Here is a 15,841-nt window from a genome sequence, read left to right as displayed (position 1 = left end):
AATCGGGTTTGGACAAGTCCTTCCGCCGCTACTGGGAATGGATCGTGGCCGAACACTCAGCAGGACGTCCAGCGGGACCTTGTGTGCGATGATCGATTGATGCTCAGGGGCCCCTCTGCCGAAGCGGCACCATTCGCCGCCGCTGACTATTTGTCCACCTTCCAGATGGAGCTGACCATGCCCCTGTTTACCCGCTTTCGTCACTTCCTCCAGCGCCGCAACATGACACGCCTTAACGCGCAAGCGATCGGCTTGCAGTTGATCACTCAGCGCAGCGAATCAACACGCGGCCACTTCGTTTTCCTACACGTCCTGAATGAGATTGCGCAGGCGCTCCAGCACGGCGCGAGCGAACTCCGGCGCGGCTGCTTTTGCGTCCTCGATGCTGGCAAATCCACTGCCAATGTGGCCCAAGTAATCCAACTCGAAAGCCCCTGCATCATCGGTGATGGCCATCATTTCCTGACCCGCATAAAGAGCAACCTGCATCACTCCGGGCTATCTCCCCACCAGACCTGTTGCGGTCGATTCAGCGGGAACACGTATCCCTCTCTCACTTTGATTTGCATGCTGTTTTCCGTGACTACTGGACGGGTTTAGGTTGCGTCTGACCCTGTTCGGGTCGCTCAACCTGGTGAGCTGGTGATTGAACGTCGTTTGTCCATTTTTGGGCGATCTGAGCCGAATCACCAAAGAGCCACATAACTCCACTCGCGGAGCGACAGGCTCGCTTGAGAGCTTGGCGAGGCAAGAACCGAACACCCGACGCTTCTTCTAGTTCTCGACGATGATGCTCTGGAGGCCTTGGTGGGCCGGGCCAACGTCTATGATCGTGACTGCTTGCTTCATGATGTTCTCCTTTAACAAATTGGTTGAGGCATCAGGTCAGGCTGACCGCAGCAATTCCACACCATGATCGCTTCATGCCTGTACGTGTAACCGTGGGTAATCGGTTTCACAGCACACCTCTTGAACGAACAGCAGACATGCCATGAGCCATCGCAATCTTGCTCAAGCACAGCCGCAGACTTACACCATGGGCAACTGCGAAGCTCTGGCTCTATCCTCGCCATGGCGTTTGCTTTCCTACGTCGCTGAGGCGCGCATGTACGACGCCATATCGCCCATCTGCTCGACGATGGCGGCTTCGCTTGCTTCATGCGCGGCGCTGATCTTGGCTTTCATTCTCAGGCACAAACCACAATCGACGTGCTCCCAGTTGCTGGCACCGTTACTGGCATCCCCGAGCCAAGTGCCGCATGGCGCCTGCTCGGCTTCATCGTCGTCAGGGCATGGATCAAAGTGCGTGGCCATCGTCGTTTTCCGGTATCAGTTGATTGATTGTCTGTGCTGCTTTCTCGATGCACTCAACGAGCAACTACCCCACAAACTCAATGACAAACCCAGCATGAAAACCGGCGCCATGAACATGCTGAACTCGCTGCGCAGATCTGGCCCGGCGTAGGGATGGTTCCAGATCCAAAAAGCTACTGCCAGGCTGATCGCCAGGCAGCCTAAGCCGCTCAACACCAGGGTCAAATCGGTACGCCGTGTAGCGCGATTAACCTTATCCATGTGGTTTTCCTACCTGTAACGGGATGAAATTACCCACATGCGGTGCTCAATCTTCTCGATCTGCGGCGTGACTTCCTTGGAAATAGGTGGCTTGCCTAGAATGCGCCGTATCCAGGCGTAGGAGGGCAAACTCCAAAAGCCTAATTTATGCTCCAGCTCCAATCGCTGTCGCTGCAACACTACGAGCGCGCCGCTAACCTGTTTTTGCCATGCCGATTCCGCAGCCTTCATCGTCGTTTTCCGTGGTTAGTGCGTGTGACTTTGCTCAGTACGCTGGACGGCTAGTTTATGCATCTGAGCCTCAATTGAGGGGCGTAGGCATAGCATGACCATTGCACAAATTAGGGTCACGCCCATTCCAACCCTTGTTGCTAGGCCAAAGGGGTCAATCAGTGCGCCTCCAGCCATAACCAGTGAAGAGATACAGCTAACCGTCGTGAAAACTGGAGCGACCACAAAGTGCGCTTTGACCTGCTCTTTAAAGGTGGGGGCTGCATCAGATTGTCGGTTCATTCATTCCTCCTGCTGGAACCGGGGAGCGTAAAGGACATTTCTCTACTGCCGCTGCTGCCTGCCCAGCTCGATGGCTGGGCTTGGCGAGAACGGGCGCAGCCATCATTCCCGCTCAGATTGCGGGAAGATGACTATTGCGGCGATTCCGGCGGCGATTACCCCCAAACCAATGAGCAGCAAGGAAGCGTTGGCAGTAAATAGAGCCATTTTTGCCATCAGTGGATAGCTGCCATCAGCGAGATGCATACCGGGCGCTGTTGCGTACAAAGCACACAATGCGGGTATGGCACCAAAAAGGAGTAGGGCAACCATCAGCCCTGCACACTTAGCCGACAGTTTGTTGCCGCTGACCGAAAACTGACCCAGTAGAGGCTGTTCTGCCGACTGAAAACTGACCCAGGTGTTCAACTGCTTCTGCTCAATTTTTGAGCAGGAGAACACAGGGTGATCAGTATGGAAATGATGGGCAAAATCCGCCGGATGTATTTCCGCGACAAGCTGTCGCTGCATGAGATAGCCAAGCGCACCGGGTTGGCGCGCAACACGATTCGCAAGTGGGTCAGAGCACCTGAGGCCAAGCCGCCGGTCTACCAACGCCGCGCGATCTTCAACAAACTCAGCCCTTTTCACGCCACGCTGGAGCAGGCGCTAAAAGCCGATTCGCTGCGGCCCAAGCAACAGCGGCGCAGTGCCAAGGCGCTGTTGGCGCAAATCAAAGCCGAAGGTTATGACGGTGGCTACAGCCAGCTCACCGCGTTTATCCGTGCCTGGCGAGGGGGACAGGGCAAGGCGTCGCAGGCCTTTGTGCCGCTGACCTTTGCTCTTGGCGAGGCGTTTCAGTTTGACTGGAGCGAGGAAGGCTTGCTGGTCGGCGGCATTTACCGGCGTATGCAGGTGGCACATCTGAAGCTGTGTGCCAGCCGTGCGTTCTGGCTTGTGGCGTATCCGAGCCAGGGCCATGAGATGTTATTTGACGCCCATACACGCTCGTTCGGCTCCTTGGGCGGCGTGCCGCGCCGGGGCATCTACGACAACATGAAGACCGCCGTCGACAAGGTCAATAAGGGCAAAGGCCGGGCGGTGAATGCGCGCTTTGCGGTGATGTGCGCGCATTACCTGTTCGATCCGGACTTCTGCAACGTCGCCGCTGGTTGGGAAAAGGGCATCGTTGAAAAGAACGTGCAAGACAGCCGCAGGCGTATCTGGCTAGACGCCCAGGACTGTCAGTTTCACTCCTTCGAGGAACTCAATGCCTGGCTGGGCCAGCGCTGCCGCGCGCTTTGGAACGAGCTGACGCACCCTCAATACAGCGGGCTGAGTGTGGCCGAAGTGCTGGAGTTGGAGCGCGCTGAACTGATGCCTGTGCCAGCGCCATTCGACGGTTACGTCGAGCGGCCTGCGCGGGTCTCCAGCACCTGCCTGGTCAGCGTCGGGCGCAACCGCTACTCGGTGCCGTGTGAGTATGCGGGTAAGTGGGTCAGCAGCCGTTTGTATCCGACGCGAATCGAGGTGGTGGCTGACGACGCGCTGATCGCCAGCCATGTCCGCTTGCTGGATCGCGACCAGGTCAGCTATGACTGGCAGCACTACCTCCCGCTGATCGAACGCAAGCCCGGTGCGCTGCGCAACGGCGCGCCCTTTGCTGATCTGCCGGCGCCGCTGCGTCAGCTTAAGCACGGTCTGGGGCGTCATGCCGGCGGTGACCGGATCATGGCGCAAGTTCTGGCTGCCGTACCGGTCGCCGGGCTCGATGCGGTGCTGGTGGCTGTTGAGCTGGTACTGGAAAGCGGCAGCCTGAGCGCCGAACACATCCTCAATGTCGTGGCGCGCCTGGCCGCGACCGAACCACCACCCAGCGTCGAAACCCACTTGTCGCTCAAGGAAGCCCCCGTCGCTAACACGGCGCGCTACGACCGCCTGCGTGGCCAGACCGAGGAGATCGGTCATGCGTGATTTGATGGCGGAACTCAAGGAGCTGCGCCTGCACGGCATGGCCACGGCCTGGGCGGAGTTGACTGCGCAGGGTGAGTCGAACACAGCCTCGTCCAAGTGGCTGCTCGAACACCTGCTGGAACAAGAGCACACAGATCGCGCCATGCGCTCGGTGAGCCACCAGATGAACATGGCCAAGCTGCCGATGCACCGCGACCTGGCCGGCTTCGACTTCAGCGCCTCCAGCGCAGACGCTCGTTTGATCAGCGAACTGGCCAGTCTGGCCTTTACCGACACCGCGCAGAACGTGGTGCTGATCGGTGGGCCTGGCACCGGTAAAACCCACCTGGCCACTGCGCTGGCCGTGTCCGGCATCACCCGGCACGGCAAGCGCGTGCGCTTCTACTCCACGGTCGATCTGGTCAATCTGCTGGAGCGCGAAAAGCACGACGGCAAAGCCGGGCGGATCGCCCAAGCTCTGCTGCGCATGGATCTGGTCATCCTCGACGAACTGGGTTATCTGCCCTTCAGCCAGGCTGGCGGTGCGTTGCTGTTTCACCTGCTGTCCAAGCTGTACGAACACACCAGCGTGGTGATCACCACCAACCTGAGCTTCGCCGAATGGTCGAGCGTGTTCGGCGACGCCAAGATGACCACCGCCCTGCTGGATCGGCTGACCCACCACTGCCACATCGTCGAAACCGGTAACGAGTCCTATCGACTGCAACACAGTAGCTTGGCGGCCCAGGCCAAGATCAAATCACGGGAGCGAAAGCGTAAGGGCGGCCAAGAACCGGAGGACGATGAGCCGTTCTGATTTCATGGCGACGACGGCCTGCTACATGGCTGCATGTGGCAGGTCTTAAACAACTGAACTGGGCTAACGAAGGAGTGGGGGCAACAGCAGCTGCGCTGGTAGACTTATCCACAGTTGCTGGTAACAAAATCAGCAATCCGCCCTGGGTCAAATTTCAATCGGCAGGGTGGGTCAATTTTCCATCAGCGCCAACAGTTAAGGTAAATGATGCCGTATTGAAATCTAAGATCGGATGATTGGGTGATTTAGGATCCTTTTTTTTGAGATCCGCCCAGCCCACAGTTTTCGCTTTCCAGGACTAACTTTGACTCAACCCGCGCTCAAAGCTCGGCCTCTTGCCATGCCCTAAAATCCCAGCAGTAAGGAAAAGAAATCTTTCCTTTAACCGCTGAAAATACCGATAAGGACAATATTTCTTTACTTACTGCTGTTTGCGGATTGCCGCCTGTCGTCATGGGCTGCAAACGACCCGAAGCGGACAGTCGCAACGTTAAAGTGCGGCGGCATCCCGTTCTTAATCAATCTGAGTGAGTGTGAAGCGAGGTCTTTTTCAGAGGCGCGTCTCTGCCTGCTGGTCGTTGCTCAAACCAGGAAAGAACCGATGTCAAAGGGCACGCGACAGATGCTGGGCAATGGACTCAATGCCACACGGATCTGGTCGTGACGTTGATGAGTACCTGCCAGTCGATGAGGTGCAGGGCCGTTACATTCACTTCGTGGAAGGTAGTCACGCCGGGTTACGCAGAGGAACGACTACATCGTCATCTGCGGCTGATCAGGCAGGCTCTTGGGGCGTTCACCAAGGGCCGCATTCAGCCTGCAATCTGACCGGTTGCGGCTACTGCGATACCGTGCGTTCGCTAGTCGGATTGCACGAGAACTCAGGCTTGTTGACGAGCAACGTGGTGGATATACGTTATGCAAAGCACTGTCAGGGTCATTGCCACATAAGCGACGATCGCGTGTGTTGCCAGTGATGGAGCGCCATAGAACAACATGGACTCATTCCCGCCAGGAATTTTGCAGGCTGCAAATCCCATCGCCGTACCTCCTGCCAGTTTGCGAGAAGCCAGGCGCATTGATAGAGAAGACGCTCTGAATTCGCCACTGTGCCAAGCGGAGAACAAACCTCCGGCGAAAACAGCAAAGGCATAGATGCAGATTGTCGAAATGGGGCTGCCAGCGGATGCCGTTATAGTGCGTGCCGCGAGTCGAACAAGCGCCGCAAGATAAGTCCATTCTCCATTCAACGCGTGCAATGCCCCGCAGCAACCGCCGACGATAATCATCATGGGTAACAGTTCGCCGTTGTTACTGAAGTGCCGGTATTTTGCCGAACGTCGGGGGTGACGGAAAACGTGATGCCTGAGGCCGAAAATCAGGCCAAAGCCGTATAGGCCGGCAGCGAGCGCGAATCCGCTGGGCGATTCAAGGGGTGAAACCGGAGACTGCAGCACTGGCTGTGACCCGTATTGACCCATGATCGATCCGAGAAACATGCCAATCAGCGTACAGCCGTAGTTGATGTCTCCTCTGCACAAGAACGCGACCGTTCCGAGCACGCACGCCTGATTCACCCATGCGCCAATTCCAAACAAGACTGCGCCCGATAGCGTTGCGAGCGTCGTCATATAAGCAGGCGACAGGCTGGTAACACCTGGCATCGACCACGTGATTGATATCAGTGCAATCCCGGAGCAACACATGGCGGTCAGGAAGGCTCGTAGGTGATAACTGTCTTTGTGCTGGACCCACTGATGGACGGCCGCGACCGCACAGATATTGCCGCGCTTTATGGCATATCCCGTGACGAACGCGAGGAAGGCACTGAGGGCAGGTATGAGCATAGGAGGGGCGCTCCATTTTCTGCCTGGTCAAACACGATTGGAGGGGGAACCGCCAAGGCCACTGACGGCTCCCTGATTGTAGTCGCGAAGATGAGGAGTCAATCTCTCTCAGCTACCCGAAACCTTGCTTCGTTCCCGGTGAGCCGCCGCTTTGGCCCGGTTGCCACACACAGCCATGCTGCACCAGCGTCGCTTTTTCCCTCGGGTGTGGTCAATGAACATCAACGTGCAGCCAACCCCCTCACAGCTTTTGATATTCGTGAAGTCTTCTGAGCAAACGAAATCAGCCAGTAATTCCCCAACCGGCAGCAAGAGTGCCTGTGGTGTAGGCCAACGCCTCAGCTGCCGATACTGGAATCGCAAGGGTTCTACCGGATCCGGGACGATAGATGAATACTTGTCGTCTCTCTCCAGCAAATGGTTCAGGGTTGCCAGGTCGCTGAGTGCTTCTGCAACTAGGGGTTTGCCTCTGTATTTAATGACGAACTCGCGAAACCATGCCCTGAGTGCTTGCGCCTGGGACGCGACCATGTCCAGTTCGCCGGGCATGGCTTTGACTTCAATGTTGTGAAGGATCGCTAGATCAACCCATCCTGTTTGTTTCAGCCAGTTGATCCAGCCGGCACCATCGCTGATCCAGTCGATCTCTGTACCGCCAGGACTGGCCACGGAGTTCAAAAAATCTAACGCGGGGGCATCAGCGACAAAAATTGCCGGGCCGTTCTCGGGATGGGTCATGACGATCACTTGGGTCTCTGAGTTGTGAAGTAGAGTAACCACTCAAAATTATTTTGACAAGTTACTAATTCTTGCAGTCTGTCCTGATGCCAGTGCCGGATTTTCGCAGGGCGATTTGAGGTCATTCCTTCCATGAAATGAATCCGCAGAACGAGGCCAATCCTTTGGCCCAGGAGTTCGGCTGACGATCCGGTCTGTTTATGGCGACTGTTATGAATCTCCAGCCAACACTTCAATGATCCGACTGGCGATATGCTGTGCATGTGTTTCCAGCGCAAAGTGCCCAGTGTCCAGCAGTTCTACGATTGCATTGGGATTGTCTTTCTTGAACGCCTCTGCGCCGGGAGGGATAAAGAAAGGGTCATGTTTCCCCCAGATCGCCAGTGTCGGGATTTTCGTGGCGCGCAAAAACGCCTGAAAATCGGGATACAACTTGAGGTTGTTGGCGTAATCGAGAAACAGGTCGAGCTGGATCTCTTTATTGCCGGGACGCTCCAAAAGCATTGCATCCAGCGTATAGGACTCCGGCGCAATGGCGGTTGGGTCGCTCACCCCATGCTCGTACTGCCATTTCGTTCCCGCCAGATGCAGGATTGCATCGGCGATCACTTGCCGGTTGGCTGGCGAAGGCTCGGCCCAATAGGCCCTGATTGGCGCCCATGCATCGCCCAGCCCTTCGAGGTAGGCGTTGCCGTTTTGTGAGATCAGCCCTGTCACTCGCTCTGGATGTTTGACAGCCAGTCTCAGGCCCGTGGGTGCGCCGTAGTCGAATACATACATGGCGTAGCTTTTCAGCCCCACGACGTCGACAAAATCAGCCAGCGTTTTGGCCAGCGCGTCGAACGTGTAGACATACCCACGCTCCGCTGGCACTTCGGTGAAACCGAAACCGGGAAGATCAGGCGCGACAACGTGAAAGTGCTCGCTGAGCAACGGGATCAGCTGGCGAAACTGGTGAGACGAGCTCGGAAAACCATGGAGCAGCAGGAGGGTCGGTAACGAAGGGTCACCTGCTTCACGATAGAAAACACGTACGCCGTCAGCCTCGGCAAATTTCGATTGAGTGGCGGCGATGTTCGAAGCGGGGGCGTGCAGTGCCTCCAGCACCTTTGCCGTGTCGGTGTACATCAAAAAGCTGGTGATTTTGTCACCCTTTACCGTCCACAGGTGGGCAAAGTCCGAGGACATATGTTTGCCGGTTTTCTTGTAGGTTCCGGCATATGTCCCCAGGGAGACGACCCGGGTGTCCTGAACGATGAAGTCGTCGGCGATTGCGGTGAAGTTGTCCCAGTCCGCAGCCAGACGCTTGAGCAGGTTGTCTACAACGGCTTGTGGCCCAACCCAGGTTCCGCTGTAGTAGGGGAATCGTTCGGCCTCAGTCCATTGCACCTGATCATCGAGCAAGGCGATGACGGCGGGAACATCGCCCCGGCCGAGCGCAGCGTAAAAACCGCGCACGACGTCGACCGGGTTGTGGTGCAGGTTTGCTGAATGTTGATCTGACATTTCGTTCTCCAGTGAAAGATGAGCGCGATGCTCAATAATTGAGTGGATCAGAGATGCGTCCGTGCACCGGTGCACGGTTCAGCTATTTGGGAGTCTGTGCAGAAAGGCGGACATAACGGAGGTCTCTTGAGTTGTTGGTAACCTCTACAATCACGATTAAGAGGTTATTCCTCGAAACAGTAACCTGTCAAATGCTTTTTTAGGGGTTATTTATTGTTCCTGAAATTTGGCCCGCCGTCGGCAGATCGTGACTTCCTCGCCATCCACCAATACGTTGCCTTGCCCCCCATAGCGACTGTTTTTGCGTCGGAATAAAAAATGGGCCTTCGACGCATCTGAAGGCCCATTAGCTTGTTGCACTGGCTGACCGTCAGCCCTTGATGCTTTCTCGCTCCAGTGCGGTCAGTGAGGTACCCGCCACGAATATCGACGCGGCCAGAAGCCCCAGATCCTTGAGCAAGAATTGTCCTGGAACCACCGAGATCGCGGGGAAGCCGAGGGTCGGTTCAAATACACCGGGGGTGGTCAGCATGAACGACAGCGTGGTGATGAAGAGGCCCGCGGACAAAACACCTCCCAGCAGAGACAGCTTGGGTGATACAAGACGACCGGCGATGAGCAAGCCTACCGAGACTTCAAGCACGCCCAGGAAATTGGAGAAGCCTTGCATGCTCATGAAGCCATACATCCAGGAAAGCAGTGGGCTGTTGCTGACAAATCCATAAATGCCGTTGGCTTCATACGCAGAAAACTTCATGCCGCCAAACCACAAGTAAATGACGGTCATTGCGAAGTAGAGACTGCCTATGCCGAGTTGGGTAACTTTGTCGCCGAGCCCTTGTTTCAGAAGGCCAGCGGTGGTGTTGCCTTGGTTCACAGTGGAAGTGCTCATGTTGTTTCTCCGGTAACGTCGTCTAAAGGGTTGAGGTTGGCGAGGCGTGATACGTGAGATCGCCATCGACCTTTTTCAGGAGGACGCAAAGTGGGCGACGACGTCTTCAGACGAGGCCAGGGAGTGACTTCCTCCATGGCCAGTTTGACCTGGTGAGACATCCTTCAGTCTCCGGTCGCACCGCGCAGCCCGCGTTGGGTACGGGGCTATACTGCTTCGAGAATTGATCGCTAAGGACGCAAATAGTCAAAGATATGATGCTAATCGTCTAATTCGGTGAATTTATGGATCGATTGTCCACGCTGTTGTCACTGTTCGGGGTACGCGCAAATCTGTTCTATAGCGGAGAGCTCTGTGGCGTAAGTGCGTTCGATGGCAACGATCAGAGAGGGCACATCCATTTGCTGCAGGCAGGTGAGATGAGGCTCGAAATTTCAGGCCAGCCAACGCAGGTGCTGACCGAGCCGAGTCTGATTTTCGTGCCCAGGCCCAGCCGGCACCGGTTGATCAGCGGCGATGCGGGAGTCGCGAATTTGCAGTGTGCGTCCTTGCAATTTGCAGGCGGGGTTAATAATCCCCTGGCAGCCTCCTTGCCGGACCTGATCGTTATGCCCCTGGTTGAACTGCCCATGCTCACCGACACGTTGAATTGGCTGTTCAAGGAGGCAGCAGCCGATCAGTGTGGCCGTCAGGCGGCTCTGGATCGGTTGTTTGAATTGGTGGTGATCCAGTTGTTCCGGCATTTGCTCGATCACCAGCAGCTCAAGTCAGGGTTGATCGCGGGGCTGGCCGATCCTCGTCTGGCTCGGTCGCTGGTGAAGATTCATGAAGACCCGCAGCACCCCTGGTCGATAGCGGAACTGGCTGTGGTGTGCAATATGTCGCGTGCCAGTTACGCCGCTCACTTCAAAAATACCGTGGGCCAGACACCGGCTGAATACCTTTTGAGTTGGCGCATCAGCCTCGCTCAGAAACTGCTGCGCGAAGGTCGCCCCATCGCACTGATTTCCGATCAGGTGGGGTACGAAAGTTCCTCAGCGCTGGCCAGGGCTTTTCGTCGAAGAACGGGGCTCAATCCCCGTGACTGGATGAAATCGGTGAGTGCCGATGGTGTGCCTGCCTGATCAAGCTCCCCACGTATGTTGGCTGGGTGTGCGTGGCCTTGATCAGGCATTGGCCTTGTTCAGCCTGCGCCATTGCGCGGGACTCATTCCGACATATTGTTTAAAGGTCTTTTGAAAAGCGGTGATCGATTGATACCCCACGCGCTCGGCGACCAGTTCCGTCGAGTTTGAAGGGTTTTTAAGCTCGTTGATTGCTCGGGTCATTCGAACGTCTGTCAGCAGATCATTGGTGGTGCAGCCGATGCGCTCCTTGAAATGCCGGGCCAGTGTCGCCCGCGACATGTTGCAAAGCGCGGCCAGGTTTTCCAGTGTCCAGGTATGAGCCGGGTCATGCAGTATCGCGTTCAATGCCGGTGCAAGACGAGGATGGCCCGCCATCGCCAGCAGGCCCGAGGGAGTATTTGCTTCTTCTCTCGCTCGACGCAACGCCAGGGTAAACAACGCCGCAGAGAGTGCACCCAGCATCGCGTGAGCGCCTAGGGTCGGGCTGGCCGATTCATGACGCATCAACCCTACAAGACTCGCCAATTGCCCTGCGGTGGAATGATCGACGGGGAGGGCAGGCGTCGCCCTTACGATCAACCGGGGCGGCAGATACGCACGTAGAAAGCGATCATAAGGCGGTTTCACGATGAAGCGCCCGCAGAGCATTTCCAGCCGTTCTCCGGCCTCGAGGTTTTCACTGATGACGAAGTTCAGCTCCTGCCTGAAAAGTGCCTGCCCTGCCTTTTTTTCACCGCCATCGTGAAGGATATGCGCCGACCCATGGGCGAAAAGGATGATGTCTCCTTCATGGAGTTGCTGCGCCGGGTAATCGCCTTGTGCGTTCACCATCGCAGAGCCGGTCAGGACTATGTGGTAGGGCATCTCGCCCAGAGGTGATGGCTCATAAGTGATCTGCCAGGGCGCACCGTAATAGCATCGTGTGTCCAGTCGGCCGGAAACCGGAATCATCGCCAGCAATTGACTGAGCCAATCCAGAGGGGGATTCATGGAACACTCCTGATTTGAGACGAATGAGGTTGTTTGTGAGTCTTTCCAATCTTATCGGTATCGGATGTATTTCCTAAAGTAGCGTCTCACCCGATACACATCCACCTTGGAGAGACATCATGAGCCGCATTCACACCCCTGCAATCGAAACCGCAACCGGCGCTACCGCTGAACTGTACGGCAACATCAAGAAGGCTGTCGGCATGGTGCCTAACACCTACGCCGCGATCGGTGCCCTGACCCCGGCGGGTCTGGGTGCAATCCTGGGCGCAGACGGTGCACTGGCCGCCGGCACCCTGAGCAAACAGGATCAGGAAGTCATCAAGCTGCTGGTCAGCCATCTGACCGGTTGCGACTACTGCGAAACCGCGCATTTCATGCTCGGCAAAATGACCGGCTTAAGCGTTGAAGTGCTTCAGAATGTGCGTGCTGGCCGTCCGACTGGCGACGTGAAACGCGATGCCCTGATCAGCTTTGTCACCTTGCTGATCAAAACCAGCGGTACCGTGAGCCAACAGGATTTTGCGGCCATCAAGGCTGCGGGTTACACCGACGTGCAGTTGGCGGAAATCAGCCTGGCGATCTCGGTCATCATGTTCACCAACCTGTTCAACCGTGTGAACGACACGACGATCGACTTCCCGGCAATTCCTGCTGCGGTTTGAGTCGTCTCGTCAGGCTTTGGAGGGCAACCTTCAGGTTCGCTCTCTAAAATGAAAACACCAATGGCGCCTGATGGCGCCATTGGTATTTTCGCTGCGCGCATATTGATCCAGCGGATGGTGAGGGCATCTGGAGCGTCCGCTCCTGGCCGTTTTCTGCCTCTCACCACGGGCAGAAAACGGCCAGAAGCGGACGTTCATCAGGCAAACGTGTACTGGCTCGTACGAACCGGGTCGTTGAGCCCTCAACGCAACTGCTCACGAAAGCAGCAAGGAGTCGTGTTGTAGGGCGATGCTGGAACTGGTGTTTGTCATGGGCGCTGTGCGCTCTTGGCTTGAGCCAGCTCAATGCCAGCATCTGAGGTGGATGGGCTGAGGCGTTGCCGGTCGACGGTCAAGACCATGCGGAACTTGACGTCACCTGACTTCATCCGCTGATAAGCCTCATTAGCTTGCTCCAAAGGCATCACCTCAATCTTTGGGCGCACGCCAGCCAGCACACTGAACCCCAGCGTTCTTTCGTTCTCGTAAGGCGTACCAGTGATGGAGCCCAGTACGCTACGCTCTCCTACGACCAGATGGCCGCTGGATACGGGCAGCGGGTCTTTGCCGGCACCCAGGAGTACGAGACGGCCTTGCGGTGTCAGGCCTGGCATTAGCGCGGAGACGGCCGCAGGGACACCGATGGTCGTGACGATGGCATGCGCACCACCCATGGCCTTCAGCTTCTCTGCTGCATCCTCTTCATTGGCGTCGATGTAGATATGGGCACCCAGATCCATCGCGTCCTGCGCGATATCGCTGCCCCGACCAACGCCAATCACGCGAAAGCCCATACGGCGTGCGTACTGCAGAGCCATGTGACCAAGACCACCAATACCGAGAATGGCAACGGTATCGCCGGCCTGTGCTCCGGATTTCTTCAATGCGTTGAACGTGGCAATACCCGCACAGAGAATTGGCGCGGCTTCCTCTGCGTTCAACTCGTCCGGGATCGACACGAGCCCTGAGGCACGGGCAATCATCATTTCGGCATAGCCACCATCGCAGGAGGCACCGACGATGAGCTGGTTCTGGCAGAGCTGGAAAAGCCCTTGGCGGCATTGCGTGCACTCATTGCAGTGTCCGCCCAGACGCCCGATGCCAACCCGTTGGCCGACTCGCCAAATCGAGGGAAGGTGCTCACCTAGTGCAGCAATTCGACCAACCACCTCATGGCCGGGCACACGCGGAGGCTGCAGCGTTGGATCTGCCCCGTCGATGTCACTGGCGTCAGCGCCACAAATGCCGCAGGCCTCAATCTCGATCAGTACTTCCCCGATACCGGGCGTTGGCGTTGCACGCTCCACCAGTTCGAGAACCCCTGGACGGCTGACTTGCATGGCGCGGTAGGTGCTTGTCATGGTCATCACTCCTTAAGTGAAATCAGATCCTGCACGCCCAATCGGGCCGCCTCTACGGCACCGGCGAGGTATCCAGGAAACTGAGAGGACCACTCGCTGGCGATGCCCGTCAGGCAACCATGCCAGGGCCCGCAAGAGGCGCTGGTGGCGGGCACGACTGCATGCTGGGCAATCGCATTCACATCGGCGCTGGTGGCCGTGCAAGAGTCCTGAGCCCAGTCTTTTATGAATTCGGCCTTCGGCATCGCCGCTGCGGGACCGAACATCCGGGCCAGTTGTTCTCGGCAAAGCTCTCGCAGCATTTCGTCAGGGATCTTGCCGCGTGTACTCGCTGGCACACTGATGAAGCCGAACAGTGCCGAGCTGCCGCCTGGCATCGAGGCATCATGGATTTCTCCCAGAGGTCCCCGCATGCTGCGGGCCTCACCGGACAGTCCCTGGTCTCGCCAGAACGGTGTCTCGTAGATTGCAATGTACTTGGCGTGAGGAGCCATCCACGTAGCAGTCGTTCGCCACTGCCTGGCAAGTTCCGCAGGCAAGGATGGCTCGAAGTCGACCGTGCTTTCGAGCAGACGTGGCGGGAGCGCCAGGAACACATGTTCGGCACGCCAGGTCGTCACTACGCCGTTTGCGTTTTGGCTTTCGACTTCGACATAGGAGTCATGCTTACGAAGCAGGTGCACGGTCTGGCCGGAGACTATTTTCTGTGGATTCACTCTGCGGAGCAGAGCCTCGACCAGCGCTCCCATACCGCCGACCAGACGCATGGATGGCGGTGAGTTTACGTAACCGCGCGTGCGCACTGCAGGGCCTTCATACGCACGCTCCACTACCATGTCGCCCGCTTCAAATTGCTCGAATCGCTCAATTCCCAACGCGTCGACAAGCTCATCCAGTTCTTGCTGGTAGCCCGGCCAGAACCAGGTAGGCCCAAGATCGAAACGATCAACGATACTGTTCGTTGAAGTGTGCTGGACTACCTGCCCTTGGGCATTGATTGACGCAATGCGTCCGCCAGGCTGATCCCGAGCTTCCAGAACAACGAAATCACCGATGCCTTGCTGCTGCAGCAGATAGGCCGCATACAGCCCACTCAATCCGGCACCAACAATGACAATACGGGTGGTTTGCGTGGTCATGCTTTCACCTCCGGATGAGCCGGGTGGCCGGTTTTCAGGTAAACGGTGGCTCCCTGTTGGCCACCAACGACATCCAAGTGCCGCCCTGCTGGCATTCGTAACCAAGCGCCGCGCTCACAGGACTGTCTGTCCGCCATTACGCTGCCCTCCAGCACCAGTAACTCGAAGCCGTTCAGCAACTCGTCGTAGAGCAACTCGTTCGCTCCCAGGCGTTGCAGGCTCACCTGTTCTGAATCGTCAGCGAACAACGGGCACAACTCACGCGAGCCCTGGCGCTGCCAGTTGGACGGGTCTCGGGTATTGATACGCACGTGGTGCTGCTCGCAGGCAGGCATCTGCTGCAACTTGACGAAGATGGTGGCCCCCTCGGTGCTGGACGGCCGGTGGCTCGAGCCAGGCGGATTGCGTAGATACCAACCCGCAGGATAGTCCCCCACCTCGTCAGAGAAAGTGCCCGACAGCACCAGGATCTCTTCCCCACCAGGGTGCAGATGACTTGGAAAATAAGAGTTCGGGGCATAGCGCACAATGCTAGTGGCACGCGCTCTCTCTGCACCGACACGATCCAGCATCACGCGGTCGACACCTGTCTGGGGCGAAGCAACCCACTGGTATTCGTGTGGAGCCACAACAGCGGGGCGAGTGAAGTCGGCGTTGATCAACATACGGTTTATCCAAACGGGGATGCGAAGACGCCGAT

Annotated in this window: 17 protein-coding genes and 1 pseudogene; 5 read left to right on the top strand and 13 right to left on the bottom strand. The window is 57.1% G+C overall.

The annotated features are described in order from the left end of the window. The first annotated feature begins 177 nt into the window (after positions 1-177). The gene (locus tag K8374_RS25270) at positions 178-600 is read left to right on the top strand and encodes a hypothetical protein (RefSeq protein WP_224459400.1); all 423 of its coding nucleotides are present in this window, start codon (positions 178-180) and stop codon (positions 598-600) included. Positions 601-1,086: 486 nt separating this feature from the next. Here K8374_RS25270 and K8374_RS25265 read toward each other — a convergent pair whose 3' ends face one another. The 4 genes from K8374_RS25265 to K8374_RS25250 form a co-directional block, all read right to left on the bottom strand. Next, entirely contained in the window at positions 1,087-1,314 is a 228-nt protein-coding gene (locus tag K8374_RS25265) for a hypothetical protein (RefSeq protein WP_023383671.1), read from the bottom strand. 15 nt (positions 1,315-1,329) lie between these two features. After that, on the bottom strand, positions 1,330-1,575 hold the full coding sequence (locus K8374_RS25260) for a hypothetical protein (RefSeq protein WP_023383670.1): 246 nt from the start codon (positions 1,573-1,575) through the stop codon (positions 1,330-1,332). Positions 1,576-1,584: 9 nt separating this feature from the next. Continuing rightward, a complete protein-coding gene (locus K8374_RS25255; RefSeq protein WP_023383669.1) occupies positions 1,585-1,806 on the bottom strand; it encodes a hypothetical protein in 222 nt (73 codons plus the stop codon). Positions 1,807-2,190: 384 nt separating this feature from the next. After that, complete coding sequence (locus tag K8374_RS25250) at positions 2,191-2,496, bottom strand: hypothetical protein (protein WP_224459399.1); 306 nt, start codon at positions 2,494-2,496, stop codon at positions 2,191-2,193. Positions 2,497-2,541: 45 nt separating this feature from the next. On the opposite strand from K8374_RS25250, the gene istA reads away from it, so the two are divergent. Together istA and istB are read left to right on the top strand one after the other, a co-directional pair. Next, positions 2,542-4,041: an IS21-like element ISPst3 family transposase gene (gene istA / locus K8374_RS25245; RefSeq protein WP_024012635.1), complete on the top strand. Its 1,500-nt coding sequence runs from the start codon at positions 2,542-2,544 to the stop codon at positions 4,039-4,041. Next, positions 4,034-4,837 (top strand): IS21-like element ISPst3 family helper ATPase IstB, encoded by an 804-nt coding sequence (istB, locus tag K8374_RS25240; protein ID WP_010454871.1) that lies wholly within the window; start codon positions 4,034-4,036, stop codon positions 4,835-4,837. Before istA ends, istB begins: the two co-directional genes overlap by 8 nt. 881 nt (positions 4,838-5,718) lie before the next feature. Here the strand turns inward: istB and K8374_RS25235 are convergent. The 5 genes and pseudogenes from K8374_RS25235 to K8374_RS25215 all read right to left on the bottom strand — a co-directional run bounded on the left by K8374_RS25235 (position 5,719) and on the right by K8374_RS25215 (position 9,820). Next, the gene (locus tag K8374_RS25235) at positions 5,719-6,684 is read right to left on the bottom strand and encodes a YeeE/YedE thiosulfate transporter family protein (protein WP_054894532.1); all 966 of its coding nucleotides are present in this window, start codon (positions 6,682-6,684) and stop codon (positions 5,719-5,721) included. A 108-nt stretch (positions 6,685-6,792) separates the two neighbouring features. Next, positions 6,793-7,422 (bottom strand): CGNR zinc finger domain-containing protein, encoded by a 630-nt coding sequence (locus K8374_RS25230; RefSeq protein ID WP_054894531.1) that lies wholly within the window; start codon positions 7,420-7,422, stop codon positions 6,793-6,795. A gap of 210 nt (positions 7,423-7,632) precedes the next feature. Beyond that, complete coding sequence (locus K8374_RS25225) at positions 7,633-8,496, bottom strand: alpha/beta fold hydrolase (protein WP_224459427.1); 864 nt, start codon at positions 8,494-8,496, stop codon at positions 7,633-7,635. A gap of 120 nt (positions 8,497-8,616) precedes the next feature. Then, a pseudogene (locus K8374_RS25220) lies at positions 8,617-8,928 on the bottom strand (nuclear transport factor 2 family protein); the annotation flags it as partial. A gap of 370 nt (positions 8,929-9,298) precedes the next feature. Then, the gene (locus K8374_RS25215; RefSeq protein WP_054894530.1) at positions 9,299-9,820 is read right to left on the bottom strand and encodes a YkgB family protein; all 522 of its coding nucleotides are present in this window, start codon (positions 9,818-9,820) and stop codon (positions 9,299-9,301) included. A 284-nt stretch (positions 9,821-10,104) separates the two neighbouring features. On the opposite strand from K8374_RS25215, the gene K8374_RS25210 reads away from it, so the two are divergent. Beyond that, positions 10,105-10,944, top strand: a complete 840-nt coding sequence (locus tag K8374_RS25210) for an AraC family transcriptional regulator (RefSeq protein ID WP_054894529.1) — start codon at positions 10,105-10,107, stop codon at positions 10,942-10,944. Between the two features lie 42 nt (positions 10,945-10,986). On the opposite strand, the gene K8374_RS25205 is transcribed toward K8374_RS25210, so the two are convergent. After that, positions 10,987-11,937, bottom strand: coding sequence for an AraC family transcriptional regulator (locus tag K8374_RS25205; RefSeq protein WP_054894528.1), 951 nt, complete (start codon positions 11,935-11,937; stop codon positions 10,987-10,989). A gap of 119 nt (positions 11,938-12,056) precedes the next feature. Between K8374_RS25205 and K8374_RS25200 the strand changes: the two genes are divergently transcribed. Further along, positions 12,057-12,602 (top strand): carboxymuconolactone decarboxylase family protein, encoded by a 546-nt coding sequence (locus tag K8374_RS25200; protein WP_054894527.1) that lies wholly within the window; start codon positions 12,057-12,059, stop codon positions 12,600-12,602. A gap of 308 nt (positions 12,603-12,910) precedes the next feature. Here K8374_RS25200 and K8374_RS25195 read toward each other — a convergent pair whose 3' ends face one another. Genes K8374_RS25195 through K8374_RS25185 form a run of 3 tightly spaced genes read right to left on the bottom strand, consistent with a single transcriptional unit; the run spans position 12,911 to position 15,806 of the window. Beyond that, the gene (locus K8374_RS25195; protein WP_082412231.1) at positions 12,911-14,002 is read right to left on the bottom strand and encodes an alcohol dehydrogenase; all 1,092 of its coding nucleotides are present in this window, start codon (positions 14,000-14,002) and stop codon (positions 12,911-12,913) included. 5 nt (positions 14,003-14,007) lie between these two features. Further along, complete coding sequence (locus K8374_RS25190) at positions 14,008-15,141, bottom strand: flavin monoamine oxidase family protein (RefSeq protein WP_054894526.1); 1,134 nt, start codon at positions 15,139-15,141, stop codon at positions 14,008-14,010. Beyond that, positions 15,138-15,806, bottom strand: a complete 669-nt coding sequence (locus K8374_RS25185; RefSeq protein WP_054894525.1) for a cupin domain-containing protein — start codon at positions 15,804-15,806, stop codon at positions 15,138-15,140. Before K8374_RS25185 ends, K8374_RS25190 begins: the two co-directional genes overlap by 4 nt. Between the last annotated feature and the right edge of the window lie 35 nt (positions 15,807-15,841).

This window comes from Pseudomonas sp. p1(2021b) (assembly GCF_020151015.1).
GTDB lineage: Bacteria > Pseudomonadota > Gammaproteobacteria > Pseudomonadales > Pseudomonadaceae > Aquipseudomonas > Aquipseudomonas putida_K.
Note: the sequence above shows the minus strand (reverse complement) of the source record. Positions and strands in the feature narration are given on the sequence as shown.